The organism is Prauserella shujinwangii, assembly GCF_003001955.1.
In the GTDB taxonomy this organism is placed as follows: domain Bacteria; phylum Actinomycetota; class Actinomycetes; order Mycobacteriales; family Pseudonocardiaceae; genus Qaidamihabitans; species Qaidamihabitans shujinwangii.
Map to the genome: position 1 here is coordinate 63,691 of NZ_PVNH01000004.1, position 26,888 is coordinate 90,578.

The following is a 26,888-nucleotide window of genomic DNA, read 5'->3' on the forward strand; positions in this document are numbered from 1 at the left end:
TGGGCCGTGCTCCCGGCAGCAGTGAAGGCCACCTTCAGTGCGTTCAACGCACTGAAGGTGGCCTTCACTGCTGGCTCGGCTACGCGATGGGGCGGTCCGTGGGGGCGATCGGCGCGGGCAGCACGTCCCGGCCGGTGAGGTAGGCGTCCACACCCGCCGCGGCCGAGCGGCCCTCCGCGATGGCCCACACGATGAGCGACTGGCCACGGCCCATGTCGCCCGCGACGAACACCTTGTCCAGACTCGTCCGGAACGCCTTGTCCCGCGTCACGTTACCGCGCTGGTCCAGCTCGACGCCGAGCTGCTCGAGCAGGCCCTCCCGCTGCGGGCCGACGAAGCCCATCGCGAGCAGTGCCAGCTGCGCGGGCAGCTCCCGCTCGCTGCCCTCGACCGGCACGAACTTCCCGCCCTCGTTGCGGACCTCCACCAGCTTCAGCGCCCGCAGGTTGCCCTCGTCATCGGCGAGGAACTCCTCGGTGTTCACCGAGTACAGCCGCTCGCCGCCCTCCTCGTGGGCCGAGGAGACGCGGTAGATCATCGGGTACATCGGCCACGGCTGGGCGTCCGGCCGCGACGACGGCGGCTTCGGCATGATCTCCAGCTGCGTCACCGACCGGGCGCCCTGCCGGTGCGCGGTGCCGACGCAGTCCGCGCCGGTGTCCCCGCCGCCGATCACCACGACGTCCTTGCCGTGCGCGTCGATCGGCGGGCTCTCCAGCTCCCCGCTGGCCACGCGGTTGGCCCAGGGCAGGTACTCCATCGCCTGGTACACGCCGGGCAGGTCGCGGCCCGGCACCGGCAGGTCCCGCCACGCCGTCGCACCACCCGCGAGCACCACCGCGTCGTACTCCGCCAGCAGCTGCTCGGCGGTGACGTCCACCCCCACGTCGACACCGGCGCGGAACTCCGTGCCCTCGGCCCGCATCTGGTCCAGCCTGCGGTCCAGCCGGTGCTTCTCCATCTTGAACTCGGGAATGCCGTAGCGCAGCAGCCCGCCGATCGCGTCCGCCCGCTCGAAGACCACCACGTCGTGGCCCGCGCGCGTCAGCTGCTGCGCCGCCGCCAGCCCCGAGGGCCCGGAACCCACCACCGCGACCTTCTTGCCGGTCTTCGTGACCGGAGGCTGCGGCTTGACCCAGCCCTCGGCGAAGGCGCGGTCGATGATGGAGATCTCGACGCGCTTGATCGTCACCGGGTCGTCGTTGATGCCGAGCACGCACGCGGTCTCGCACGGCGCCGGGCACAGCGTGCCGGTGAACTCGGGGAAGTTGTTCGTCGCGTGCAGCCGCTCGATGGCGTCCTGCCAGTCCTCCCGCCACACCAGCGTGTTCCACTCCGGGATGAGGTTCCCGAGTGGACAGCCCTGGTGACAGAACGGGATGCCGCAGTCCATGCAGCGGCCCGCCTGCTTCTCCAGCTTCGAGCGCTCGAAATCCTCGTAGACCTCACGCCAGTCGGAGATCCGGATGTCCACGGGACGCGACTTCGGCGTCTCCCGGGGAGTGGTCAGGAAACCCTTCGGGTCAGCCATGTGCGGCCTCCATGATCGCCTCGTTCACGTCCCTGCCGTCGCGCTCGGCAGCGGCCTGCGCCCGCAGGACGCGCTTGAAGTCCTTCGGCATCACCTTCGCGAACCGCGACAGCGCCGCCTCCCAGTCGGTGAGCAGCGCCCGCGCCACGGCCGAGTCCGTCTCGGCGTAGTGCCGCTCGACGGCGTCGCGCAGGAACTCGACGTCGGCGTCGTCCAGCTCGTCGAGGTCCACCATCTCCCGGTTGACCCGGCCCAGCGTCAGGTCCAGCACGTAGGCGATACCGCCCGACATGCCCGCCGCGAAGTTCCGGCCGGTCGGGCCCAGCACGACCACCCGGCCGCCGGTCATGTACTCGCAGCCGTGGTCACCGACGCCCTCGACGACGGCCAGCGCGCCCGAGTTGCGCACGCAGAACCGCTCGCCGACCTTGCCCCGCAGGAAGATCTCACCGCTCGTGGCGCCGTAGCAGATCACGTTGCCCGCGATGATGTGCTCCTCGGCGGCGAACCGGGCTTCCTTCGCCGGCCGCACGACGATCCGCCCGCCGGAAAGGCCCTTGCCGACGTAGTCGTTGGCGTCGCCGAACAGCCGCAGCGTGATGCCCCTCGGCACGAACGCGCCGAACGACTGCCCCGCGGTACCGGTGAACGTGATGTCGATGGTGTCGTCGGGCAGGCCCTCGCCGCCCCAGCGCTTCGTCAGCTCGGAGCCGAGCATCGTGCCGACCGTCCGGTTGACGTTGCGCACCGGCAGTTCCAGCCGCACCTTGTCCCCGGAGGACAGCGCACCCTCGGCGAGCTGGATGAGCGTGTTGTCCAGCGCCTTCTCCAGCCCGTGGTCCTGCGCCACCACCTGGTGCCGCGCGGCCCTCGGCTCCAGCTCGGGCACGTGGAAGATCGGCGAGAGGTCGAGCCCGCCGGCCTTCCAGTGGTCCACCGCCGCCCGCGTGTCGAGCATCTCGGCGTGCCCGACCGCCTCGGCGATCGACCGGAAACCGAGCCGCGCCAGGTACTCGCGCACCTCCTGCGCGACGAACTCGAAGAAGTTCACCACGTACTCGGCCTTGCCGGAGAACTTCTCGCGCAGCTTCGGGTTCTGCGTCGCCACGCCCACCGGGCAGGTGTCCAGGTGGCACACCCGCATCATGATGCAGCCGGACACCACCAGCGGCGCGGTGGCGAAGCCGAACTCCTCGGCGCCGAGCAGCGCGGCGATCACCACGTCCCGGCCCGTCTTGAGCTGGCCGTCGGTCTGCACCACGATCCGGTCGCGCAGCCGGTTCTCCAGCAGCGTCTGCTGGGTCTCGGCCAGGCCGAGCTCCCACGGGCCGCCCGCGTGCTTGATCGACGACAGCGGCGAGGCGCCGGTCCCGCCGTCGTGCCCGGAGATGAGCACCACGTCGGCGTGCGCCTTGGACACCCCGGCCGCGACCGTGCCGACGCCGACCTCGGACACCAGCTTGACGTGGATCCGCGCCGCCGGGTTGGCGTTCTTCAGGTCGTGGATCAGCTGTGCCAGGTCCTCGATCGAGTAGATGTCGTGGTGTGGCGGCGGCGAGATCAGGCCCACGCCCGGCGTCGAGAACCGCGTCTTCGCGATCCACGGGTACACCTTGCTGCCGGGCAGCTGGCCGCCCTCGCCCGGCTTGGCACCCTGCGCCATCTTGATCTGGATGTCGTCGGCGTTCACCAGGTACTCGCTGGTCACCCCGAACCGTCCACTCGCGACCTGCTTGACCGCCGACCGCAGCTCGGGGTCGTACAGCCGCTCGGGGTCCTCGCCGCCCTCGCCCGTGTTGGACTTGCCGCCCAGCCGGTTCATCGCGATCGCCAGCGTCTGGTGCATCTCCTGGGAGATCGAGCCGTAGGAGATGGCGCCGGTGGCGAACCGCTTGACGATCTCGGAGACCGGCTCGACCTCCTCGATCGGCACCGGCGGGCGCGTGCCCTCCTTGAAGGCGAACAGCCCCCGCAACGTCATCAGCCGCTCGGCCTGCTCGTCGACGGCCTTCGTGTACTCCTTGAAGATCTCGTACTTCCCGGAGCGCGTGGAGTGCTGCAGCTTGAACACCGTCTGCGGGTTGAACAGGTGCGGCTCACCCTCGCGGCGCCACTGGTAGTCGCCGCCGGTCTCCAGCTCGCGGTGGTGGGCGTGGAAACCGTCGGCGGGGTAGGCCCTGCGGTGCCGCTCCGCGACCTCGCGGGCGAGGGTGTCGAAGCCGACGCCGCCGAGCCGCGACGTGGTGCCTGCGAAGCAGGCCTCGATGACCTCCTCGCCGAGGCCGATCGCCTCGAAGATCTGCGCGCCGGTGTAGGACGCGACCGTCGAGACGCCCATTTTGGACATCGTCTTGCGCACGCCCTTGCCCAGCGCCTTGATGAGGTTGCGCGTGGCCTCCTTGGCGGACACGCCGGGAATCAGGCCCTGCTCGGCCATCTCCTCGACGGTGGCCATCGCCAGGTACGGGTTCACCGCGGCCGCGCCGTATCCGATGAGCAGTGCGATGTGGTGCACCTCGCGCGCGTCGCCGGACTCCACGACGAGGCCGACCTGGGTGCGGCTCTTCTCCCGCACCAGGTGGTGGTGCACCGCGCCGGTCAGCAGCAGCGAGGGGATCGCCGCGTGCTCGGCGTCGATGCCCCGGTCGGACAGCACGATCAGCCGTGCGCCGCCCGCGATCGCCTCGGACACCTCGCGGCGGATCTCGTCGAGCCTGCGCAGCAGCGCCGCGCCGCCGCCGGCGACCTCGTACGTGCCGTGCACGGTGTGCGCCTGGAACTCCGGCAGCGTGCCGTCGTCGTTGACGTGCACCAGCTTGGCGAGCTCGTCGTTGTCCAGCACCGGGAACGGCAGCACGATCTTGCGGCAGTGCTCCGGTCCCGCGGACAGCAGGTTGGGCTCCGAACCGAGCTGCGTGCCGAGCGCCGTCACCAGCTCCTCGCGGATGGCGTCCAGCGGCGGGTTGGTCACCTGCGCGAACAGCTGCGTGAAGTAGTCGAAGATCTGCCGCGGCCTGCTGGACAGTGGCGCCAGCGGTGAGTCGTTGCCCATCGAGCCGATCGGCTCCGCACCGCCGCGGGCCATCGGCTCCAGCAGGACCGACAGCTCCTCCTCGGTGTAGCCGAACGCCTGCTGGCGGCGGACCAGCGACGAGTGCGTGGGCACCTCGCGCTCCCGTTCGGGCAGCTCCTCCAGCCGCAGCATGCCCGCGTCGAGCCACTCGTCGTACGGGTGCTCGGAGGCCAGCGCGCCCTTGATCTCCTCGTCGTCGACGATGCGGCCCTCGGCCGTGTCGACGAGGAACATGCGGCCCGGCTCCAGCCTGCCCTTGCGCACGATGGTGGACTGGTCCAGCTCCAGCACGCCGACCTCACTGGCCAGCACCACGAGGCCGTCCTCGGTCACCCAGTACCGCGCCGGGCGCAGGCCGTTGCGGTCGAGCACGGCGCCGATCTGCGTGCCGTCGGTGAACGAGACCAGCGCGGGGCCGTCCCACGGCTCCATGAGCGTGGAGTGGAACTCGTAGAAGGCCCGCCGGGCGGGGTCCATCTCCTCGTGGTTCTCCCACGCCTCGGGGATCATCATGAGCACCGCGTGCGGCAGCGGCCGCCCGCCCAGGTGCAGCAGCTCCAGCACCTCGTCGAACGACGCGGAGTCGCTCGCGCCGCGCGTGATGATCGGGTAGATCCGCTGCAGCTCGCCGGGGATCAGGTCGGTGGACAGCTGCGACTCGCGCGCGTCCATCCAGTTCCGGTTGCCCTTGAGCGTGTTGATCTCACCGTTGTGCGCGACGTAGCGGTACGGGTGCGCCAGCGGCCACGAGGGGAACGTGTTGGTGGAGAAGCGTGAGTGCACCAGGCCGATGGCGCTGGTCACGCGCTCGTCGGTGAGGTCGGGGAAGAACCGCTCGACCTGCGGCTCGGTGAGCATTCCCTTGTAGACGATCGTGCGCGAGGACAGGCTCGGGAAGTAGACGCCCGAGCTCTCCAGCGCGTGCTCGGCGCGCTTGCGCACGACGAACGCGACGCGCTCCAGCGCCAGACCGGTGACCTCGTCGCGCTGCGGGGCGAGGAACACCTGCGTGAAATGCGGCATCGTCGTGCGCGCGGTGGGACCGACGTGCTCGGCGTCCACCGGCAGTTCCCGCCAGCCGAGGACGCGCATGCCCTCCTCGGCCGCGATCCGCTCGATGGTGGACATGGCCTTGCCGCGCGCGGTCTCGTCCACGGGCAGGAACGCGGTGCCGACGGCGTACGCGCCCGGATCGGGCAGTTCGAAGTCGACGATCTCGCGGTAGAAGGCGTCCGGAATCTGCAGCAGGATGCCCGCGCCGTCCCCGGTCTCGGGTTCGGCGCCGCGGGCACCGCGGTGCTCCAGGTTGCGCAGGGCGACGAGTGCCTTGCGCACGATCCCGTGGTCGCGCCGCCCGGACAGGTCGGCGACGAAGGCTACGCCGCAGGCGTCGTGCTCGTACTGCTCGTCGTACAAGCCCTGCTTGCCGCGGGGCTCGTGCGGTACGTGGCGGGTCACGGCTGGCCGCCCTCCTATGGCTTTCGGCGCGACCGGGCCGGGCGGTTGGTCAGGCGGGGATTGTCTCCACCTGGCTAACGGTCCGGCCCGGTCTGGCGATGGTCAGTTGAGGGAAGTCGACGGTCGTCTCGACGACCTGCGCAGGCTGCGTGAGCCTGGGCGGGCGCGGGCACCGTCGATTGGCCACACCACGTCGTGCGGCCGCGGAGCACGTCACTGTGCGTCACGGCGAGGACACGCCTCGCCGGGTCCGGTGTCACACACCGGGCGCGGCCGTGAACAGTCCACGGGGTGGGTGGCCGTTCCGGCGCGCGCTGAATGCTCCCGGGTTCGCCGGTCTTATGACAGTAGTGTGAAATCGCGGTTATCGGGATAGGTCAACGGTTGCACGTGGGAAACAACACGTCCGGATTGACTTGCCCGCCACCGGGCTGCTTCGTCGATCTTGCCCGGACCGAACCTCGTTGACCTGCTGAAACGTGATCTTCTGGCCTCGGCCGCTAGGGTTGTCGGCATGGCCAGCAGCGCAGCAGGAGACCCCAGGGATTTTCTCGGCGTCGACGCCGGACTCGCCGACGAGGAACGCGACATCCGGGATGCCGTCCGCGAGCACGCCGGATCGAACCTGGCTCCCCACGTCGCCGAATGGTTCGAGACCGGAATGTTACCGGCCCGCGAACTGGCGAAGGAATTCGGCCGTCTGGGCGTACTGGGCATGCACCTGGAGGGTTACGGCTGTGCGGGCACGTCCGCCGTCGCGTACGGCGTGGCCTGCCGCGAGCTCGAGGCCGTCGACTCCGGGCTGCGCAGCTTCGTCTCGGTCCAGGGCTCGCTCGCGATGTTCGCGATCCACCGGTGGGGCAGCGAGGAGCAGCGGCAGCGCTGGCTGCCCGGGATGGCCGCGGGCGAACTGCTCGGCTGCTTCGGGCTCACCGAGCCGGACGCGGGCAGCGACCCCGGCGCGATGCGCACCCGCGCGCGGCGCGACGGTTCCGACTGGGTGCTGGACGGCACCAAGATGTGGATCACCAACGGCACCGTCGCCGACGTCGCGGTGGTGTGGGCCCAGACCGACGACGGCGTGCGCGGGTTCCTGGTGCCCACGGACACGCCGGGCTTCACCGCACGCGAGATCAAGCACAAGCTGTCGCTGCGCGCGTCACTGACCGCGGAGCTCGTGGTCGACGGCGTGCGGCTGCCAGCCGACGCCGCGTTCCCCGAGGTGCGCGGGCTGCGCGGCCCGCTGTCCTGCCTCAACGAGGCGCGGTTCGGGATCCTGTTCGGCGTCGTCGGCGCCGCGCGCACGTGTTACGAGGCCGCGCTGGAGTACACGCTGGCGCGCGAGCAGTTCGGCAAGCCGCTGGCCGCCCACCAGCTCACCCAGCGCAAGCTCGCCGACCTCGTGGTGGAGGTGAACCGGGCGGCGCTCGTCGCGCTGCACCTCGGCCGGCTCAAGGACGCCGGCACGCTGCATCACCACCAGGTGAGCTTCGGCAAGCTGGCCAACGTGCGCGCCGCGCTGGAGGTCGCCCGCACGGCGCGGACGCTGCTCGGCGCCAACGGCATCTCGCTGGAGTACCCGGTGATCCGGCACCTGGCCAACCTGGAGACCGTGCTGACCTACGAGGGCACTGAGGAGATGCACGCGCTGTCGCTGGGGCAGGCGGTGACGGGCATCCCGGCCTTCCGGTAGCGGCCCCGCCCTCGTGAGTGCGCAACGTGGTAAGAACCACGTTCCGCACTCACGAGGCCGGGCTCGCTGGTCAGGCCGCGGTGACGAGGCCGAGCGCGGCGCGGCCCGCTTCGGTGAGGACAGCGGGTACGCGCTGGCCGGGCTTGCCCGCGACGGCAGGCGCGACGAGGCCCGCGCGCGCGAGGCGGTGCGCGGTCGCCTGGTCGCAGCAGGCGAGGCCGTCGAGGAAGAGGTCCGGTTCGCAGCTGCAGCTGATCTCCGCGCCACCCTGGGCCACGGCGAGCAGGGTGGCGCGTTCGCGGTGGTTCAGTTCGGTATCGGTCTCGGTGTCATCCATGCTGTGAGGCACGATGCCTCCTCGGTCGTGCGCCCGGTTCCTTTACCGGGTGTTTCCCCCAGATTCAACCGCATCACACCGACAATTTCCGGCACTCTGTGCGATATCTCTCACACCGTGTCGAGTGAGGCGCTCACTCGTTCGCGAACACCGCCGTCACGCTGCCGAGCCCGCCGACCTCCGCCACCACCGAGTCGCCCGGCTCGACCGGGATCGCCCGCGTCATCGAGCCGGGCAGCACCACGTGCCCCGGCTCCAGCGTGCTGCCGAGCGGGCCGACCGTGTTGGCCAGCCAGACCAGTGCGTTCAGCGGTGAGCCGAGCACCGCGCCGCCCGCGCCGGTCGCGACCAGGCGCCCGCATGAGTGCAGCGTGCACCCGGCGAGCCGCAGGTCCACCGCCGGCAGCGGCGTCGGCCTGCTGCCCAGCACCACCCCGCCCGAGGACGCGTTGTCGGCCACGGTGTCGACGATCGAGATCTTCCAGTCCTGGATGCGCGAGTCCACGATCTCCAGCGCGGGCAGCACGAACTCCACGGCCCGCGCCGCGTCGGCCACCGTCACCCCCGGTCCCGCGAGCGGTCTGCCCAGCACGAACGCGATCTCCGGCTCGATCCGTGGCTGCAGGAACCCCGCCGTGGCGATCGGCTGCTGCTCCAGGTGGAACATGCCGGACAGCAGGTGCCCGTAGTCGGGCTGGTCGACGCCCATCTGCTCCTGCATGGCCGCCGACGACAGGCCCACCTTGTGCCCCTTGATCACCTCGCCGCCCGCCAGCCAGTGCCGCACCTGCTCCTGCTGGATGCGGTAGGCGTCGGCCAGCGTCGCCTCCGGGTGGTCGTCGATCACCGGCGCGATCGGCTTGCCGGTCTCGTACGCGTGCAGCAGGCGGGCGGCGGCATCGGCGACGGCGTGGGCGTCCATGGCAGCACACTCGCCCCGCCACGCGCGCCGGGCAAGGCCGCCGTTCCGGTCAGCGGGACGCGGCCAGGGCACGGTCGAGCACCTGCGCCAGGTGCAGGCTGCCCCGCCCGGTGAGCTCGCCGATCTGCGTGCGGCAGCTGAACCCGTCGGCGAGCACCAGGGTGTCCGCCTCCGCCGCGGTCACCTCGGGTACCAGCCGCCGGTTCGCCGCCGCCACCGACACGTCGTAGTGCCCGCGTTCGACGCCGAAGTTGCCGGCCAGGCCGCAGCAGCCGGAATCGAGCGTGCGGTTGTCGACGCCGATCCGGCGCAGCAGCCGGTCGTCGGCCGCCCGCCCGAGCACCGCGTGCTGGTGGCAGTGCTGCTGCGTGATCGCGCGCGCGTCCAGCGCGGGCCACTCCACGTCCGGCGCGTGCCGGTCGAGGAACTCCGCGAGCGTGAGCGCGTGCTCGTCCACGCCGTCCAGCTCGGCGGGGCCGAGCAGGTCGTGCGCGTCGTGCCGCAGCGCCGCCAGGCAGCTGGGCTCCAGGCCGACCACCGGGGTGCCCTCGGCGAGGTCGGGGGCGAGCGCACGCAGCGACCGCCGCAGCACCCCGCGCGCGACGTCGAGCTGGCCGGTGGAGATCCAGGTGAGCCCGCAGCACACCGGTCCGCGCGGCAGCCGGACCCGGAACCCGGCGTGCTCGAGCACGCGCACGGCCGCCACGCCGACCTCCGGGGCGAAGAAGTTGGTGAACGTGTCCGGCCACAGCACCACTGAGGGCCGGTCCCCGCCCGGCGCCCGGTGCCTGCGGAACGCCCGGCGGAACGTCGCGGGCGCGAACCGCGGCACCTCGCGTTCCGCCGCGATGCCGCCGAGCCGCTTGACCAGCGGGGCCAGCCGCGAGCCGAGCACGGCGTTGGTCAGCCGGGGGCCCGCGGACGCCAGCCGCGCCCACAGCGGCAGGTAGCCGAGCGAGTAGTGGCTCACCGGCCGCACCCGGCCCCGGTAGTGCTGGTGCAGGAACTCGGCCTTGTACGCGGCCATGTCCACGTTGACCGGGCAGTCCGAGAGGCACCCCTTGCACGCCAGGCACAGGTCCAGCGCCTCGTGCACCTCCGCGGACCGCCAGCCGTCGGTGATCACCTCGCCGCGCATCATCTCGAACAGCAGCCGGGCGCGGCCGCGGGTCGAGTGCTGCTCCTCCCCGGTGGCCATGTAGCTCGGGCACATGACACCGGTCGAGGCGTCGATGCACTTGCCGACGCCCACGCAGCGCCGGGTGGCGGTGGCGAGGCTCCCGCCGTCCTGCGGGTAGCGCAGGGTCACCGGCAGTTCCCGGCGCGGCCCGGCGAAGCGCAGGTCGGCGTCGAGCGCCCTGGGCCGCACGAGGTTGCCCGGGTTGAGCAGGTCCTGCGGGTCCCAGATGGCCTTGAACGCCTCGAACAGCGCGATGATCTCCGGCGGGTACATGCGGGGCAGCAGCTCCGCCCTGGCCTGCCCGTCGCCGTGCTCGCCGGACAGCGACCCGCCGTGGCGCACCACGAGGTCCGCCGCGTCGCGCAGGAAGTCGCGGAACCGCGCGACGCCCTCGGGCCGGGTGAGCGCGAAGTCGATGCGCACGTGCACGCAGCCCTCGCCGAAGTGGCCGTAGGGGAAGCCGCGCAACCCGTACCTGGCCAGCAGGTCCCGGAACCCGCGCAGGTACGAGCCGAGCCGCTCGGGCGGCACGGCCGCGTCCTCCCAGCCCGGCCAGGCCTCCGAGCCGTCCGGCATCCGGGTGGCGATCCCGGCCGCCGCCTCGCGCACCGACCACAGCTGCTTCTGCTCGGCGGGATCGGTGGCGATCATGATCGAGGCGCCGGTGTGCTCGCGCAGGTCGGCGGCCAGCTTCTCGGCGCTGCCCAGCGCGCCCGCCGGATCGCTGCCGCCCACCTCCACGAACAGCCACCCGTCGCCCTCGGGCAGCCGGTCCAGCGCGGCCGGCCGCCTGCCCGTGGCGGTCAGGGTCTCCAGCAGGTCGGCGCCCATGCCCTCGACGGTCAGCGGGCCCAGCGGGAGCACGTGCGGCACCGCGTCGGCCGCGGCGACGTCGTCGGCGTACCCGGCGACCACGAGCACCCGGGCGGCCGGCGCGGGCACGAGCCGCACGGTGGCCTCGGTGAGCAGCACGCAGGTGCCCTCGGTGCCGACGAGCGCGCGGGCCACGTTGCCCCCGTTCTCGGGCAGCAGCGCGTCGAGTGCGTAGCCGGACACGCGGCGCGGCAGCGCGGGGAATCCCTGCCGCAGCAGTGCGAGGTTGCCGTCCACCAGCTCCCGTAGCCGGGCCGCGAGTTCGCTGCCGCGCCCGCCGTCGTCGGGCAGCGCGGGGTCGATCGTGAGCGGGGTGCCGTCGGCGGTGAGCACGTCCAGCGCCAGCACGTTGTCCGCGGTGCGCCCCCACGCCACCGAGTGCGAGCCGCACGCGTCGTTGCCGATCATGCCGCCGATCGTGCAGCGGCTGTGGGTCGAGGGGTCGGGACCGAACGTGAGCCCGTGCCCGGCGGCCGCCTCCCGGAGCCGGTCGAGCACGACGCCCGGCTGGACCCGCGCGATCCGCCGCTCCGGGTCGATCTCCAGGATCCGGTTCAGGTGCCTGCTGCAGTCGACGACCACGCCCTGGCCGAGCGCCTGGCCCGCGATGCTCGTGCCCGCCCCGCGCATCGTGATCGGCACGCCGTGCCGGTGGCACAGCCGGACCGTCGTCCGCAGATCGTCGGCGTGGCGCGGAAACACCACCGCGAGCGGCACGTGCCGGTAGTTGGAGGCGTCCTGGGCGTACATCGCGCGGGCGGCGGAGCCGTCCTCCACCTCACCCGCGAGGGCGCTGCGCAGTTCGGTGACGAGCATCCGTCCAGTTCACCAGTTCTCGATCGACTCGGCGAACAGGGCGGCCAGATCCTCGCCGCGCACCGGGCGCGGGGCGATCGACAGCAACCGCTGCTGCTGCAGCGTTCCCTCGACCAGGTCGGGGATGTCGTCCTCGGTGTAGCCGACCGCGCCGATCCCGCGGGGGACGCCGATGTCGCGCATGAGGGCGGCGAGTGCCGATGGCAGGCGCTCGGCGGGCTCGCCGTGCCCGGCCGGGTCGAGGATCTCGGCGGCGTGCAGGTGCTTGCCCGGGTCGGTGGGGAAGGTGAAGCGGAACGCGGCGGGCGCGGTGAGCGCCACGGACTCGCCGTGCGGCACCAGCGCCTCGTCCTGCGGGTAGTTGCGGGGCCGGTAGTCGCGGACGCGGCCGGCGATCGGGTAGGCGCACGCGTGCGGGATGTGCACGCCCGCGTTGCCGAAGCCCATGCCCGCGAACGTCGCCGCGAGCATCATGTCGGTGCGGGCCTCCAGGTCGCCGCCGTTCAGCACGGCCCTGCGGAACGAGCGGGCCAGCAGCCGCAGCGCGCGTTCGGTCCAGGCGTCGGAGATCGGGTTGGCGCCGCAGTAGGCGACCCGCGTCTGGGGGGTGTGCCGGGGAAACGAGTGGAACGGCTTGGCGGTGAACGACTCCAGCGCGTGGCAGAGCACGTCCATGCCGCTCGCCGCGGTCACCTCGGGTGGCATGGACAGGGTGAGCAGCGGGTCGATCACCGCCATCGACGGCCGCAACCGGGGGTGGCTGATGCCCGACTTCACCTTGAGGGACAGGAAGTCCATGATGCAGACGGGCGTGGTCTCCGAACCGGTGCCCGCGGTGGTGGGCACGGCGACGAGCGGCTTGAGCGGGCCCGGCGGCGCCTTGCCCTCGCCGATCGGCTTGTTGACGTAGTCGAACAGGTCGGCCGGGTGCGTGGTGAGCAGGTTGACCGCCTTCGCGGTGTCGATCGCCGACCCGCCGCCGACCGCGATGAACGCGTCCCACTCCGCCTGCGCGGCGAACCCGACGGCGGCGCGGACGCTCTCGTCGGTGGGTTCGACGTGCACCTGGTCGTAGATCCCGACGGTCAGCCCGGCGGCCTTCGCGGCGTCGGCGACCCGCTGGGGGAGCCCGCTGGCGGCGACGCCGGGGTCGGTGAGCACCAGCACCCGGTCGGCGCCCAGCTGGCCGAGGTCCCAGCCGATCTCGTCGCTGGCGCCCGCCCCGAACTTCAACGGTGTGGCGCCCCAGGTGAAGACGGTCTCGTGCAGGTACTCGGTCACTGCTCGCTCCTTCGCGCGTCGCCGGTGCGCCAGAGTGGCATGTGGCATGCCACTCGTCAATCCGGGCAGGTCAGCCGGGGTAGCGGGTCCAGTCGAAGGACACGTCCGGCACGGGGTCGCCCGCCTCGCCCGCCTCCTGCCCGAGCAGCAGCTGGGCGGTGTGCACCAGGTGCGCCCGCATGGCCTCGGCGGCGTCGGCGGCCTTGCCCGCCTCGACGAACGCGAAGATCTCCTCGTGCTCGGCGAGGATGTCGGCCAGCCCGCGCGAGCGGTCGACCGTGGACGTGCCGCGCAGCAGCACCATGTCGCGCAGCGAGTCGATGTAGCGGGCGAGCCGCAGGTTGCCCGACGCCTCGTTGATCGCCAGGTGGAACCGGCGGTCGGCGGCCATGAACGCGGTCTCGTCGTGCTCGCCCGCCGCGGCGCGCATGGCGCCGAGGTGCCCGGCAAGGTCGGCGACCCACCCGGGCGCGCCGTGCCCGGTGGCGCGGAACGTCGCGGGCACCTCCAGCAGCAGCCGGATCGCGAAGACCTCCTCCAGGTCGTGCATCGAGGTCCGCAGGATCCGGATGCCCCGGTTGCGCTCGAAACGCACCATGCCGCGCTCGGCCAGCTGGATCAGCGCCTCGCGGACGGGGGTGCGGGAGACGCCGAGGCGGGCGGCCAGGTCGTGCACCGAGTAGAGCGCGCCCGGCACCAGTTCGCCGTTCACGATCGCGACCCGCAGCTCCTCGAGGATCCGCTGCGCGAAGTTCCCGCCGGTGTCGATCTGCCGCATCCGGTCATCCTGACACGCGCGCGTGTCCGCCGTCTGTGCACGCGTGTCCGCGCCGCACGGCGCGGACACGCGTGCACAGACCGCGGACACGGCGCGAGCGTGAGCTGCGGGAGGCGGCGAAGGCGCATGTCGGCCCGTTCGGCTTCGGCGGAGCGAACCGCGACGTGGGGGTCGCCAAGGGCGCCGCCGAGTCCGCGCCCGCCACCGCGGACAAGCCCGGCACGGGAGCCCATTCGGCCACCAACAACCAGGCGGAGGGTGTCGGGGAGCCCGACGTGGTGCAGACCGACGGGCGCCGGGTGGTCACGGTCGCGGACGGCGGCCTGCGGGTCGCCGACGTCGCCACCCGCCAGGTCACGTCCACTCTGGACATCCCGGGTGGGGCCACGGAGCTGCTGCTGCACGGCGACCGGGCGCTGGTGTTCGGCCCGCCGGCCCGGGTGACGCTGGTCGACCTCGCCGGTCCGGCCAGGATCCTCGGCACCCTCGACGTGACCGGCAGCCACGTCGACGCTCGCGCCGTCGGCGGTACGGTCCGCGTGGTGGTCAGCTCGGCGCCCCGGCTGCCCTTCGTCCAGCCGGACGCCGGCCTGTCCGCCGCCGCGGCCGAGCGCGGCAACCACGCGGTGCTGGAGCGGGCCACCGTGGACGACTGGCTGCCGTGTTACACGCTGACCACCCCCGACGGCGGCACGACCTCCGGCAGGCTGGTCGAGTGCTCGCGGATCAGCCACCCGCGGAACTACCGGGCGGCCTCGCTGCTCACCGTGCTGACCTTCGACCTCGCCGGTGAGCTGGGCACCGGCGACCCGGTCGCGGTCGTCGCCGACGGGCAGACCGTGTACGGCACGGCGAGCGCCCTCTACGTCGCGCACCAGCGGTGGCAGGCCGGATCCGGGGCCGCCCGCACGGAGCTGTACCAGTTCGACCTGGACACCGGGGGACCGCCGGAGCACGTCGCCTCCGGCGCGGTCGAGGGCGCGCTGCTCAACCAGTACGCACTGTCCGAACACGACGGTCACCTCCGGGTCGCCACCACGACCGGATCCGGCACGCCCGACGGGCCCGGTGGTTCGGAGAGCAGGGTGACCGTGCTCGAACGGCGCGGCAGCAGGCTGGCCGAGACCGGTCTGCTCACCGGGCTGGGGCCCGGCGAGCGCATCTACGCCGTCCGGTTCGCCGGCCCGGTCGGCTACGTCGTGACGTTCCGCCAGACCGACCCGCTGTACACACTCGACCTCTCCGACCCGGCGCGGCCCCGTGCCGTGGGCGAGCTGAAGATCACCGGCTACTCGGCCTACCTGCACCCGGTGGGACAGGGACGGCTGATCGGCGTGGGGCAGGAGGCCGACCGGCGGGGCGTCGTCCAGGGGCTGCAGGTGTCGCTGTTCGACGTGACCGATCCCGCCGCACCGCGCCGGGTCACGCAGTACCGGCTCGACGGTGGCTGGGCCCAGGTGGAGGCCGACCCGCGCGCGTTCCTGTACTGGGAGCCGTCCGGCCTGCTGGTGCTGCCGACGCACGCGGAGGCGCTCGTGCTCCGCGTGGCCGGGGACCGGATCACCGAGCTCGGCCGGAGCGCGCATCCCACGCGGGCGCAGCCGGTACGGCGTGCCGTCGTGCTCGGTGCCGAACTGTGGACCGTGTCCGGCGCCGGGATCCTCGTGCACGACGCGACCACGATGACGCCGAGGCAGTGGCTGCCGTTCCGCTGACCGTCCCGGCGGAAAGCCGCCGGAACCCGCGCCCCGGGCCTGCTGGACTGGCCGTCATGGACACCCTCCGCGAGCGCTGCGCGCACTTCCACGCCCTGCACCGGTCCCGCACCCCGCTTGTCCTGCCCAACGCGTGGGACGCCGCGAGCGCCCGCGCCGTGGCCGACGCCGGTGCCGCCGCCGTCGCCACCTCGAGCGCGGCCGTCGCCCGCGCCCTCGGCACCGCGGACGGGGAGCGGCTCGCCGCGGACCTCGCCTTCGCCGCCGTGGCGCGCATCGTGGCCGCCGTGGACCTGCCCGTCACCGCCGACATCGAGGGTGGCTACGCGGTGGACCCCGAGGGCGTCGGCGCGACGGTGGACCGGGTGCTCGCCGCGGGCGCGGTGGGCGTGAACCTCGAGGACACCGACCACGCGGCCGCCGCGCTCCGGCCGGAGGCGGAGCAGTGCCACCGCATCGCCGCCGCCCGCTGCGCGGCGGGCCGTGCCGGGGTGCCGCTGTTCGTCAACGCGCGGGTCGACACGTTCCTCCTCGGTGTCGCCGACCCGGTCCCGGCGACGCTGGACCGGGCGGCGGCCTATGTCGCCGCCGGTGCCGACGGCGTGTTCGTGCCCGGCGTGACCGATGTGGACACCGTCGCGCTCCTGGCCGACCGGACGGCAGCGCCGCTCAACGTGCTCGCCACGCCGGGCGGGCCGGGTGCCGGGGCCGGAGCCGCCCGCATCAGCGTGGGCTCCGCGCTCGCCGACGCGGCGTACGCGTTCACCCGGAGGGCGGCCCGCGACCTCCTCGGCACCGGGTCGCTCGCGGCGCTCGGCTACCCGGCCGATGCCCGCTCCGTCGCCGGTGCGGCCCGCCGGTCGCGCGGCACCACCAGCGCGGCCGCGATCCCGAGCAACCCGAACACCGCCGCCGCGGCGAATCCGGCGCGGTAGCCCGGTTCTCCCCCGGGTGCCGCGGCGGTGGCCACGCTCGTGCAGACCGCGATGCCCAGCGCCGTTCCGAGCGCGAACGACGTGTCCACCAGCCCGGCGGCGAACCCGGAGTCCTCCTCGCGCACTCCGGTCACGGCGGCGATCTGCGCGCACACGAACGCCAGCCCCAGGCCCGCGCCGAGCAGGAACAACCCGCACAGCAGCAGCGGCAGCGAACCCCGCCCGGGCAGCCACGCCAGCATCGCGCAGGCGAGGCCGGCCAGTGCGGCACCCGCCGCGGCCACCGGGCGGGCGCCGTACGCCGTCGCCAGCCGCTGGCCGGTGAGGGTCCCGGCCACCGAGGTCACCGTCATCACGGCGGTCGCCAGCCCGAAACCCAGTGGCGACCAGCCGAGCATCCCCTGCACGTACCCGGTCAGCGTGATCAGCATCCCGTCCACGGCCATCCCGGCGCACAGGATGACGACGTTGCCGCCGCGTACCGTGCGGGACCGCACCACCCGCGCCGGGACCAGCGGGGCGGCCGAACGCCGCTCGAGCCGCCGGAACAGCACGCCCAGCACGACCGCCGCCACGAGCGGGCCGGCCGTGTGCCAGCTCAGCCAGCCCGCCCTCGGCAGCTCCACGATGGCGTAGACGAGCGCCACCATCGCCGCCGTCAGGGTCACCGCTCCGGCAGCGCCGAACGTCCGCGGCCGGGCCGAGCCCCTGCTCTCGGGGAGGAGGAGCGGGGCGGCCACGAGCACGAGCGCGCCGACCGGCACGTTGACCAGGAACACCGACTCCCAGCCGAACGCCTTCGTCAGCGCCCCGCCCGCCAGCAGGCCGGTGGTCGCGCCGATGCCGCCGAGCCCGCCCCAGACGCCGAGCGCCCGGTTGCGCTCGGGACCCTCGGCGAAGACGGCGAGCAGGAGGGACAGCGCGGCGGGCGCGATGATCGCGGCGGCGACACCCTGGAACGCCCGCGCGGCGACGAGCGCCTCCGCGGTCGGCGACATCGCGCACAGCAGCGACGACCCGGCGAGCAGCGCGTTGCCCGTGCGGAACATCCGGCGCCTGCCCAGGATGTCGGCGACGCGGCCACAGCACAGCAGCAGCCCGCTGAACGCGAGTGCGTACGCGGTGACCGTCCAGTGCGCGGGAATCCGGCCGGGACCCAGGTCCGCCTCGATCGCGGGCAGCGCGGTCAGCACGCTCGTGCCGTCCAGGATGGTCATGAGGAACGGCAGCCCGAGCACGGCCAGTGCGTGCCGCGGGCGCCGGACGGTGCGGTCGGTCATCGGGACTCCCCGGTGGGCGGACGGTGTTTCCCGGCGAGGTCGTTGCCGCCGTGCGAATCCGGACACCGGGGCGGTGTCCGGATCGGTGAACCGGATCCGACCCCCTTGCGGAAGCACCCGCCGGGGAAGGAAGGTGAACCGTGAAGTACCTGTTGTTGATCTACAGCTCGCCCGCCACCTGGAACGCGCTGTCCCAGCAGGAGCGGGACCGGGTGGCCCGCGAGCACGCCGAACTGGACGCGGAGCTCATCGCCACCGGAGAGCTGCTGGCCAGCGAGGCCCTCGCCGACCCGTCCCGCTCCTCGGCCGTGCGGGTCCGCGACGGGGTCGCCGTGCACACCGACGGCCCGTACGCCGAGGTCAAGGAGCACCTGGCGGGTTTCTACCTCGTCGACTGCGACACGCCGGAGCGGGCGCGGGAGATCGCCGCGCGGATCCCCGACGCGCGGATCTGCGGGGCCGAGGTGCGCCCCGTCATGGAGTGCGCAGGCATGGAGATGTGACCGCCGCGTCGATCGAGGGGCTGCTGCGCGAGCTCGCTCCACGAGTGCTCGGCACGCTCCTGCGCAGGCACGGCGACCTGCCCGCCACGGAGGACGCCGTGCAGGAGGCCCTGCTCGCCGCCGCGCTCGGCTGGCCGGACGGCGGCGTGCCCCGGGATCCGAAGGCCTGGCTGGTCACCGCGGCCACCCGCAGGTTGTACGACCAGTGGCGCAGCGACGCCGCGCGCAGGCGCCGGGAGCAGGCGGCGGCCGAGCGCGTGGCCGCTCCCGCGGAGCCGGTCCCTTCCCGGGACGACACTCTCGACCTGCTGTTCCTCTGCTGCCACCCGGCCCTGACCGAGCAGTCGCGGATCGCGCTGACCCTGCGCGCGGTCGGCGGGCTCAGCACCGCGCAGATCGCCCGCGCCTTCCTCGTGCCCGAGGACACGATGACGCGGCGCATCAGCAGGGCGAAGCAGCGGATCGCGGCCGAGGGCGCCACGTTCGGAGCGCTGTCCGGCGGGGAGCGGACCGCGCGGCTCGCCGCGGTCCTGCACGTGCTCTACCTGATCTTCAACGAGGGCTACACGGCGACGGCGGGCACCGAGCTGCACCGGGCCGAGCTGACCGCGGAGGCGATCCGGCTCGCCCGCGAGGTGCACCGGCTGCTGCCCGGCGACGGCGAGGCCGCGGGGCTGCTCGCCCTCATGCTGCTCACCGATGCCCGCACCCCGGCGCGGACGACGCCCGCCGGTGACCTGGTGCCGCTGGCGGAGCAGGACCGCACCCGGTGGCGGGGCGCCGAGCTGCGCGAGGGGCTCGACCTCATCGCCAGGACGCTGCCCCACTCGCTCGTGGGGGCGTACCAGGTGCAGGCGGCGATCGCGGCGGTGCACGCGGAGGCCGCGCGCGCGGACGACACCGACTGGGCGCAGATCGCGGAGCTGTACCGGCTGCTCGGACAGCTGGATCCGGGGCCGATGGTGACGCTGAACCGCGCGGTGGCCGTCGCGATGGTGGACGGCCCGGCGGCCGGACTCGATCTGCTGTCCACTGTGGATATCGAAGGCGGGCTCGCCGGCCACCACCGTGTGGCCGCCGTGCGCGCGCACCTGCTGGAGCTCTCCGGCGACCACGCGGAGGCCGGGCGGTGGTACGCGGAGGCGGCGCGCCGCACGACCAGTGCGCCGGAGCAGCGCTACCTGCGCGCCAGAGCGGATCGCTGTCAGGAGGCGCCGAACCAGGTGACCGACAGCGCCTCCAGCGTCGGGCGGGGCGGCGCGGGCAGCCGCTCGAGGTAGCCGCGCAGGTTGCCGTAGCGGTGCAGAAGCGTGTACGCGAGCAGGCGGTGCGCCAGTGCCTCGCCGAGGTCGCCGGAGGAGTAGCCGTAGGACAGCAGCAGCCGCCGCAGGAACGCGCGGTCGCCCCCGGCGAGGTGGATTCCCACGGCGACGAACTCGTACTCGGCGGCGCCGCGCATCGCGGGTTCGAAGTCGAGCAGCCCGGTCACCGTCCAGCGCGTGCCATCGTGGGTCAGCAGGAGGTGCTCGCGGAGGAACTCGGTGTGCAGGAGCACGCGCGGAGGCGTGCCGAGGTCGACCCGGGCGAGGAAACCGGGGATGCGCGCGAGCCAGTCCTCGCCGAGACCCAGCTCGCGCTGCCGGTCGGCCGCCGACGCGCGCTGGGCCGCGACGAACGTGGACCAGTCGCGCGGTCCGAGCGTGGCGATCGCGGGGTCGGTCACCGCGTGCAGCTCCGCGAGGACGGCACCGAGCCGCCCGGCCAGCTCCAGGCGTTCAGTGGCGGACAGCCGGGGCCACACGTCGTCGAGGTGTTCCCCGGACAACCGTCGCATGAGGACGTACCGCCAGCCCTCGTGCGCACCGGTGTCCACGATGGCCGGGGTGGGCACCGACAACCGCCTTTCCAGCACGCGCAGGACGGTGGTCTCGGTGTCGGCCTCGGCGGCGTCCTCGGGTGGGTACAGCTTGAGCGCGAGGTGCTCGCCCGCGGCGTAGACGGGCAGCGAGCCGTCCGGGAACCGCTCGAGCGGGCCGAGGCGCAGCCGTGCGCGCAGGGCGTCGAGTGCGGGGACGTCGGTCACCGGGCCTCCGCGAAGACGCCGTGCTCGGTCACCACGGCGGTGATCAGCTCGACGGGGGTGACGTCGAACGCCGGGTTGAACACCGCGGCGCCGTCCGGGGCGACCCGCCGGTCCCCGATGTGCGTGAGCTCGTCCGCGCCGCGTTCCTCGATGACGATCGCCTCCCCGGTGGCCAGCTCCTTGTCCACCGTGGACTCCGGTGCCACGACGACGAACGGGATGCCGTGCCGGGCGGCGGCCAGGGCGAGACCGTAGGTGCCGACCTTGTTCGCGACGTCACCGTTCGCGGCCACGCGATCGGCGCCCACGAGGACGACGTCCACGAGCCCGCGCGCGATCGCCGACGCCGCGGCGGAGTCGGGCAGCAGCCGGTAGGGCACCCCGGCCTCGGCGAGTTCCCACGCGGTGAGCCGCGCGCCCTGCAGCAGGGGGCGGGTCTCGTCGGCGAGCACGTACTCGACGTGCCCGTCCGCGTGCAGGTGCCACACGGTGCCGAGCGCGGTGCCCCAGCCCACGGCGGCGAGCCGCCCGGTGTTGCAGTGGGTGAGCACGCGCAGCGGGCGGCGCGGGCATCGGTGCAGGACCAGCCCGGCCGCGTGCTGCGAGGCCGCCCGGTTGACCCGCTCGTCCTCGGCGAGCATCGACCGCGCCTCGGCGAGCACCGCGTCCGCGCCGCCGTCGAGCCGGGCCAGTGCCCGGCGCACGCCCCAGCGCAGGTTCACGGCGGTCGGCCGGGCCGCGGCGAGACGTTCGGCGTCCGCGCGCACGGCGGCGTGGTCGCCGCCGTGCCGGAACGCCGCCAGCGCCACCCCGAGCGCCCCGGCGGCACCGAGCGCGGGAGCGCCCCGGACGGCGAGCCGCCGGATCGCGTCGATCAGCTCGTCCACACCGGTCAGCCGCAGCGTGCGGTAGGTGGCGGGCAGGGCGCACTGGTCCACGATCACCACGGCCCCGGCGTCCCAGTCGATGGTCCTTCGCACCCCTCCATCCTGCCAGCGCCGACTTTCACCCACTTGCGTCCCTGCCGTCACACTGGTGCGAAGCAAGGGAGCTTTACTACCGTCAGACGGCAGTAAAGCTCCCTTGCTCGACTCCCTCGGAGGCGCGACGTGTCCGGCCGAACCAAGTACCTCCTCGACGAGGACTCCATGCCCACCCAGTGGTACAACATCGTGCCCGACCTGCCGGAGCCACCGCCTCCGCCGCTGCACCCGGCGACGGGCCAGCCGGTCGGTCCCGACGACCTGGCGCCGCTGTTCCCGCAGGCCCTCATCGGCCAGGAGGTGACGACAGATCGCTTTGTCGACATTCCCGGTGAGGTGATCGACGTCTACCGGCTGTGGCGGCCGTCGCCGCTGTTCCGCGCCCGCAGGCTGGAGAAGGCGCTCGGCACCCCGGCCAAGATCTACTACAAGTACGAGGGCGTCAGCCCGGTCGGCTCGCACAAGCCGAACACCGCCGTGCCGCAGGCCTTCTACAACGCCGCCGAGGGGATCACGCGGCTCACCACCGAGACCGGCGCCGGGCAGTGGGGCAGCGCGCTGGCGTTCTCGTGCGCGCAGTACGGCATCGACTGCGAGGTCTGGCAGGTCCGCGCCTCCTACGACCAGAAGCCGTACCGCAAGCTGATGATGGAGACCTACGGGGCCACCGTGCACCCGAGCCCGTCCGACCTCACCGAGTCGGGCCGCAAGGTCCTCGCCGAGCACCCGGACTCCACCGGCAGTCTCGGCATCGCCATCAGCGAGGCCGTCGAGAAGGCCGCCTCCGACGAGGGCACCCGCTACGCGCTGGGCAGCGTGCTCAACCACGTGCTGCTGCACCAGACCGTCATCGGCGAGGAGGCCCTCAAGCAGCTCGAACTGGCCGGGGACACGCCCGACGTGCTGGTCGGCTGCACGGGTGGCGGCTCCAACTTCGGCGGGCTGGCGTTCCCGTTCCTGCGGGAGAAGCTGGCCGGCCGCATGTCGCCGACCATCCGCGCGGTCGAGCCCGCCGCGTGCCCCTCGCTCACCCGCGGCCGGTACGCCTACGACTTCGGCGACACCGCCGGGCTCACGCCGCTGCTCAAGATGCACACCCTCGGGCACGACTTCATCCCGGACCCGATCCACGCGGGCGGCCTGCGCTACCACGGTATGTCGCCGCTGCTGTCGCACATCTACGAGCTGGGGCTCATCGAGGCGGTCGCCGTGCCGCAGCAGGAGTGCTTCTCCGCGGGCGTGCGGTTCGCCCGCGCCGAGGGCATCATCCCCGCGCCCGAGCCCACGCACGCGCTCGCCGCGTGCGTGCGGGAGGCGCTGCGCTGCAAGGAGAGCGGCGAGGAGAAGGTCATCCTCACCGCGCTGTGCGGGCACGCGCACCTCGACCTGCCCGCCTACGGCGCGTACCTGGCCGGCGACATGATCGACCACGAGCTGCCGCAGGAGACGCTGGAGGCCTCCCTGGCCGCGCTCCCGGCCACCTGACCCCGATCGGCACCGAGCTCCCCAATGCCACATTGGGTGCGTTGGACGCACCCAATGTGGCGTTCGGTGCGTTGAACGCAACCAACGCCACATTGGGGAGCTTGCGGCGGGACTGGACCTCCAGCGCGGTCGAGCTTGCACGCTGAGGCGCATGACGACGCGTGAGCAGCCCCGCCGAGGGGTGCTGTGGACTCCGGAACACCGCACCACCACGGCGGGGCTGCTGCTCGTGGTCACCCTGGTCGCGTTCGAGAACCTCGGCGTCGCCACCGCGATGCCGACGATGGTCACCGAGCTCGGCGGCGGCGCGCTCTACTCGTGGCCGTTCACGGCGTTCCTCGTCGCCAGCGTGGCGGCGACCGTGCTGGCCGGCCGGTTCTGCGACCGGCGCGGCCCGGCCGGGCCGCTGCTGGCCGGACCGCTGACGTTCCTCGCGGGCCTGCTCGTCGCCGGCGGCGCGCCGGGCATGCCGGTGCTGCTGCTCGGCCGGTTCCTGCAGGGCCTCGGCACAGGCACGGTGCTGGTCGCCACCGCCCTGCTGATCGCCCTCGTCTACACCGACCGCGAGCGGCCGGTGATCTACGCCGCCAACGCCGCCGCCTGGGTGCTGCCCGCCGTGGTCGGTCCGCCGCTGGCCGGGCTGGTCACCGAGCGGGTGGGCTGGCGGTGGGTGTTCCTCGGGCTCGTCCCCCTGGTGCTGGTCGCGCTCGCCCTGCTCACGCGGGTGGCCCGCGGCCTGGAGCGGCACGTGCCCCGGCCGGGCGGGCGGCGCGCGGGCGTCCCGGCCGCCATGTTCGTGGCGGCCGGGGTCACCGCGCTGACCTGGGCGGTCCAGCACCCGTCCGCGCTCGCCGCGGGCTACGGCCTCGCCGGGCTGGTGGCGCTCGCCGTGTCCCTGCGCAGGCTGTTGCCCGAGGGCACGCTCACCGGCAGGCCGGGCCTGCCGGCGGTCGTCGCCTCCCGTGCCCTGGTCGCGGGCACCTTCGCGGGGATGGAGGCCTACCTCCCGCTCACGATGACCGGCGTACACGGCTACGGCCCCGCGCTCGCGGGACTGCCGCTCACCGTGGTGGCGCTCGGCTGGTGCGCGACCGAGGTGCTGCAGGCCCGTCACCTCGACTGGCCGAGGGAGTCCCTGGTGCGGGCCGGGTTCGGCCTGGTCGCCGCGGGGCTGGTGCTGCTGGCCGTGGTCACCCGGCCGTGGTGCCCCGGCTGGGTCGCGTTCGCCGCGGCGCTGCTCGGGGGCGCCGGGATGGGGCTGGCGATGCCGTCGCTGTCGGTGCTGCTGCTGCGGCACTCGCCCGAGCACGAGCGCGGCTTCAACACCTCCGCACTGCAGGTGGGGGACTGGGTGGCCGCGGCGCTGGCGATCGGCTGTGGCGGGGTGCTGCTGGGAGTGCTGGCCTCCGCCGCGCGGCCGGGACCGGCGATCCTGGTGCTCGCCTGCGTGCTCGCGGCGGTGGCGGCCCTGGGCTCGCTGCTCACCCGGCCCCGGGCCGCGGCCGGGAAGTGAGCGGCACCGCAACGGCCGGTGGCGGGACAGGACTACCCTCGATAGGCGATGACCTACCTAGACCATGCGGCGACCACCCCCATGTTGCCGGAAGCCGTCGCGGCGATGAGTGAGGCGCTGTCCACCGTGGGCAACGCCTCGTCGCTGCATTCCTCGGGCAGGCGGGCCCGGCGCGTGGTGGAGGAAGCCAGGGAGGTCATCGCCGACGCGCTCGGCGCGCGGCCGTCCGAGGTGATCTTCACGGCCGGGGGCACCGAGAGCGACAACCTCGCGGTCAAGGGCATCTACTGGGCCCGCGCGAAGGCCGAGCCCGCGCGCCGCCGGGTGCTGGCGAGCGCCGTCGAGCACCACGCGGTGCTGGACACGGTCGAGTGGCTCGCCGAGCACGGCGCCGATGTCACCTGGCTGGCCGTCGACGCCTACGGCCGGGTGCGTCCCGAGACGCTGCGCGCGGCGATCGAGGAGAACCCGGACGACGTGGCGCTGGCCACCGTGATGTGGGCGAACAACGAGGTCGGCACCGTCAACCCGCTGCCGGAGCTCGCGGCGGTCTGCGCCGAGTACGCCGTCCCGCTGCACACGGACGCCGTGCAGGCGGTCGGCGCGGTCGACGTCGACTTCGGCGCCAGCGGCGCGAGCGCGCTGACGCTGACCGGCCACAAGCTGGGCGGGCCCTACGGGATCGGCGCGCTGCTGCTGGACCGGGACACCCCGTGCGTGCCGCTGCTGCACGGCGGCGGCCAGGAGCGCGACATCCGCTCCGGAACGCTCGACGTGCCCGCCATCCACGCCCTCGCCACGGCCGTGCGGGAGAGCGTCCGGCACCGTGCCACCCGGTCCGGCGAGCTGGCCAAGCTGCGCGACGACCTGGTCGCCGCCGTCCGGCGCGAGGTCCCGGACGCGGTGCTCAACGGCGGGCCCGTCGACGGCTCGGTGGACCGGCTGCCCGGGATCGCCCACTTCACGTTCCCCGGCTGTGCCGGGGACAGCCTGCTGATGCTGCTCGACGCCAAGGGCATCGAGTGCTCCACCGGATCGGCCTGTACGGCGGGGGTCGCCGAGCCCAGCCACGTGCTGCTCGCGATGGGCGCCGACGCCGCCTCCGCGCGGAGCTCGCTGCGGTTCTCCCTCGGCCACACGTCGACCCGCGACGACATCGAGGCGCTCGCGGCCGAGATCGGTGGCGTGGTCACCAGGGCCAGGCAGGCGGGACTCTCCGGGATGCGCAAGCAGCGCACCGAGCCACAGCCGACAGAGCAGGAGGTGTGAGCGTGCGGGTACTGGCCGCGATGAGCGGGGGAGTGGACTCGGCGGTCGCCGCCGCGCGAGCCGTCGACGCCGGGCACGACGTGGTCGGCGTGCACCTCGCCCTGTCCGCGAAACCGGGCACCCTGCGCACCGGCTCGCGGGGTTGCTGCACGATCGAGGACTCGCACGACGCGCGGCGGGCCGCCGACATCCTCGGCATCCCGTTCTACGTGTGGGACTTCGCCGAGCGGTTCACCGAGGAGGTCGTGGAGACCTTCGTCGGCGAGTACGCCGCGGGCCGCACGCCGAACCCCTGCGTCACGTGCAACGAGAAGATCAAGTTCGAGGCGCTGCTGGAGAAGGCGCTGGCGCTCGGCTTCGACGCCGTGTGCACGGGACACTACGCCCGTCTATCCGTTGTGGACGGTGTGCCGGAGTTGCGCCGCAGCGCCGACGCGCACAAGGACCAGTCCTACGTGCTCGCGTCGCTGACACCCGAGCAGCTGCGGCACTCGCTGTTCCCGCTCGGCGACTCGGTCAAGTCCGACGTGCGCGCCGAGGCGGCCGAGCGCGGGCTGGCCGTGGCGAGGAAGCCGGACAGCCACGACATCTGCTTCATCCCCGACGGCGACACCAGGTCGTTCCTGGAGAAGCGGCTCGGCGAGCGGCCCGGCGAGCTGGTGGACGCCGAGACCGGCGCCGTACTGGGCAGGCACACCGGCGTGCACGGCTTCACCGTGGGACAGCGCAAGGGACTCGGCATCGACGCTCCCGCCCCGGACGGCAGGCCGAGGTACGTGCTGTCGCTGGAGCCCAAGTCCGGCACGGTGAAGGTGGGCTCCGCGGACCACCTCACGGTGCGCCGGATCGACGCCGACCGCCCGATCTGGCCCACCGGCCGCCCGCTGGCCGGTCCCACCGAGTGCCACGTGCAGGTGCGCGCGCACGGCGGCATCGCGCCCGCGGTGGCCGAGGCGGTGGACGGTGGCGTGTCGCTCGAGCTGCGGGAGCCGCTGACCGGCGTGGCGCCGGGGCAGGTCGCCGTGCTCTACCGCGAGGATCCCGCCGGGGACGTCGTGCTCGGCAGCGCCAAGATCGCCGCCACGGCCTGATCCGCGAGTCCCCCGTTCAGGCTCGCGAGTGCGGCGTCCGCGAGGGAGCGCACCGCCGCCGTGCCCAGGGCAGCGGTGCGTCTCCGCGG

The 26,888-nt window shown here is 73.4% G+C and carries 19 protein-coding genes and 1 pseudogene; 9 read left to right on the forward strand and 11 right to left on the reverse strand.

Annotated elements, in window-relative coordinates; translation table 11 throughout:
* Positions 1 to 79: 79 nt before the first annotated feature.
* Entirely contained in the window at positions 80 to 1,531 is a 1,452-nt protein-coding gene (locus B0I33_RS10070; RefSeq protein ID WP_106178351.1) for a glutamate synthase subunit beta, read from the reverse strand.
* Entirely contained in the window at positions 1,524 to 6,062 is a 4,539-nt protein-coding gene (gltB, locus tag B0I33_RS10075) for a glutamate synthase large subunit (RefSeq protein WP_106178352.1), read from the reverse strand. Before gltB ends, B0I33_RS10070 begins: the two co-directional genes overlap by 8 nt.
* Positions 6,063 to 6,576: 514 nt before the next feature.
* Here gltB and B0I33_RS10080 point away from each other — a divergent pair.
* Complete coding sequence (locus tag B0I33_RS10080) at positions 6,577 to 7,755, forward strand: acyl-CoA dehydrogenase family protein (protein ID WP_106178353.1); 1,179 nt, start codon at positions 6,577 to 6,579, stop codon at positions 7,753 to 7,755.
* A gap of 70 nt (positions 7,756 to 7,825) precedes the next feature.
* Here the strand turns inward: B0I33_RS10080 and B0I33_RS10085 are convergent, their stop codons facing one another.
* The 5 genes from B0I33_RS10085 to B0I33_RS10105 form a co-directional block, all read right to left on the reverse strand.
* Complete coding sequence (locus tag B0I33_RS10085; protein ID WP_181193266.1) at positions 7,826 to 8,092, reverse strand: hypothetical protein; 267 nt, start codon at positions 8,090 to 8,092, stop codon at positions 7,826 to 7,828.
* 133 nt (positions 8,093 to 8,225) lie between these two features.
* A complete protein-coding gene (locus B0I33_RS10090; protein WP_106178355.1) occupies positions 8,226 to 9,014 on the reverse strand; it encodes a 2-keto-4-pentenoate hydratase in 789 nt (262 codons plus the stop codon).
* A gap of 49 nt (positions 9,015 to 9,063) precedes the next feature.
* On the reverse strand, positions 9,064 to 11,883 hold the full coding sequence (locus tag B0I33_RS10095; protein ID WP_106178356.1) for an FAD-binding and (Fe-S)-binding domain-containing protein: 2,820 nt from the start codon (positions 11,881 to 11,883) through the stop codon (positions 9,064 to 9,066).
* 9 nt (positions 11,884 to 11,892) lie between these two features.
* Entirely contained in the window at positions 11,893 to 13,164 is a 1,272-nt protein-coding gene (locus B0I33_RS10100) for a hydroxyacid-oxoacid transhydrogenase (protein ID WP_106178357.1), read from the reverse strand.
* Positions 13,165 to 13,234: 70 nt separating this feature from the next.
* Positions 13,235 to 13,942, reverse strand: coding sequence for a GntR family transcriptional regulator (locus B0I33_RS10105; RefSeq protein WP_106178358.1), 708 nt, complete (start codon positions 13,940 to 13,942; stop codon positions 13,235 to 13,237).
* Between the two features lie 71 nt (positions 13,943 to 14,013).
* Between B0I33_RS10105 and B0I33_RS10110 the strand changes: the two genes are divergently transcribed.
* Both B0I33_RS10110 and B0I33_RS10115 read left to right on the forward strand, forming a co-directional pair.
* Entirely contained in the window at positions 14,014 to 15,657 is a 1,644-nt protein-coding gene (locus tag B0I33_RS10110) for a beta-propeller domain-containing protein (protein ID WP_181193243.1), read from the forward strand.
* A gap of 56 nt (positions 15,658 to 15,713) precedes the next feature.
* Positions 15,714 to 16,592, forward strand: coding sequence for an isocitrate lyase/phosphoenolpyruvate mutase family protein (locus B0I33_RS10115; protein WP_146147481.1), 879 nt, complete (start codon positions 15,714 to 15,716; stop codon positions 16,590 to 16,592).
* On the opposite strand, the gene B0I33_RS30880 is transcribed toward B0I33_RS10115, so the two are convergent.
* Together B0I33_RS30880 and B0I33_RS30885 are read right to left on the reverse strand one after the other, a co-directional pair.
* On the reverse strand, positions 16,475 to 17,242 hold the full coding sequence (locus tag B0I33_RS30880; protein ID WP_425440468.1) for an MFS transporter: 768 nt from the start codon (positions 17,240 to 17,242) through the stop codon (positions 16,475 to 16,477). The two genes, B0I33_RS10115 and B0I33_RS30880, sit on opposite strands and share 118 nt — an antisense overlap.
* A pseudogene (locus tag B0I33_RS30885) lies at positions 17,243 to 17,872 on the reverse strand (MFS transporter); the annotation flags it as partial. It abuts the gene before it with no gap.
* A 140-nt stretch (positions 17,873 to 18,012) separates the two neighbouring features.
* Here B0I33_RS30885 and B0I33_RS10125 point away from each other — a divergent pair.
* Together B0I33_RS10125 and B0I33_RS10130 are read left to right on the forward strand one after the other, a co-directional pair.
* Positions 18,013 to 18,375 carry a YciI family protein gene (locus B0I33_RS10125; protein ID WP_106178361.1) on the forward strand — a complete coding sequence of 121 codons (363 nt, stop codon included), beginning with the start codon at positions 18,013 to 18,015 and terminating at the stop codon, positions 18,373 to 18,375.
* Complete coding sequence (locus B0I33_RS10130; RefSeq protein ID WP_106178362.1) at positions 18,372 to 19,655, forward strand: RNA polymerase sigma factor; 1,284 nt, start codon at positions 18,372 to 18,374, stop codon at positions 19,653 to 19,655. The genes B0I33_RS10125 and B0I33_RS10130 overlap by 4 nt, the downstream gene beginning before the upstream one ends.
* Here the strand turns inward: B0I33_RS10130 and B0I33_RS10135 are convergent.
* A complete protein-coding gene (locus B0I33_RS10135; protein WP_106178363.1) occupies positions 19,580 to 20,458 on the reverse strand; it encodes a phosphotransferase family protein in 879 nt (292 codons plus the stop codon). The two genes, B0I33_RS10130 and B0I33_RS10135, sit on opposite strands and share 76 nt — an antisense overlap.
* Complete coding sequence (gene mtnA, locus B0I33_RS10140; protein ID WP_106178364.1) at positions 20,455 to 21,438, reverse strand: S-methyl-5-thioribose-1-phosphate isomerase; 984 nt, start codon at positions 21,436 to 21,438, stop codon at positions 20,455 to 20,457. The genes B0I33_RS10135 and mtnA overlap by 4 nt, the downstream gene beginning before the upstream one ends.
* Positions 21,439 to 21,567: 129 nt before the next feature.
* Here mtnA and B0I33_RS10145 point away from each other — a divergent pair, with 129 nt between their 5' ends.
* From B0I33_RS10145 to mnmA, 4 genes are all read left to right on the forward strand, one after another.
* Positions 21,568 to 22,926, forward strand: a complete 1,359-nt coding sequence (locus B0I33_RS10145; RefSeq protein ID WP_106178365.1) for a TrpB-like pyridoxal phosphate-dependent enzyme — start codon at positions 21,568 to 21,570, stop codon at positions 22,924 to 22,926.
* A gap of 151 nt (positions 22,927 to 23,077) precedes the next feature.
* Complete coding sequence (locus B0I33_RS10150) at positions 23,078 to 24,439, forward strand: MFS transporter (RefSeq protein WP_106178366.1); 1,362 nt, start codon at positions 23,078 to 23,080, stop codon at positions 24,437 to 24,439.
* Between the two features lie 48 nt (positions 24,440 to 24,487).
* Positions 24,488 to 25,708, forward strand: a complete 1,221-nt coding sequence (locus B0I33_RS10155; RefSeq protein WP_106178367.1) for a cysteine desulfurase family protein — start codon at positions 24,488 to 24,490, stop codon at positions 25,706 to 25,708.
* Positions 25,709 to 25,710: 2 nt separating this feature from the next.
* Positions 25,711 to 26,799, forward strand: coding sequence for a tRNA 2-thiouridine(34) synthase MnmA (mnmA, locus tag B0I33_RS10160; RefSeq protein WP_106178368.1), 1,089 nt, complete (start codon positions 25,711 to 25,713; stop codon positions 26,797 to 26,799).
* Positions 26,800 to 26,888: the final 89 nt, after the last annotated feature.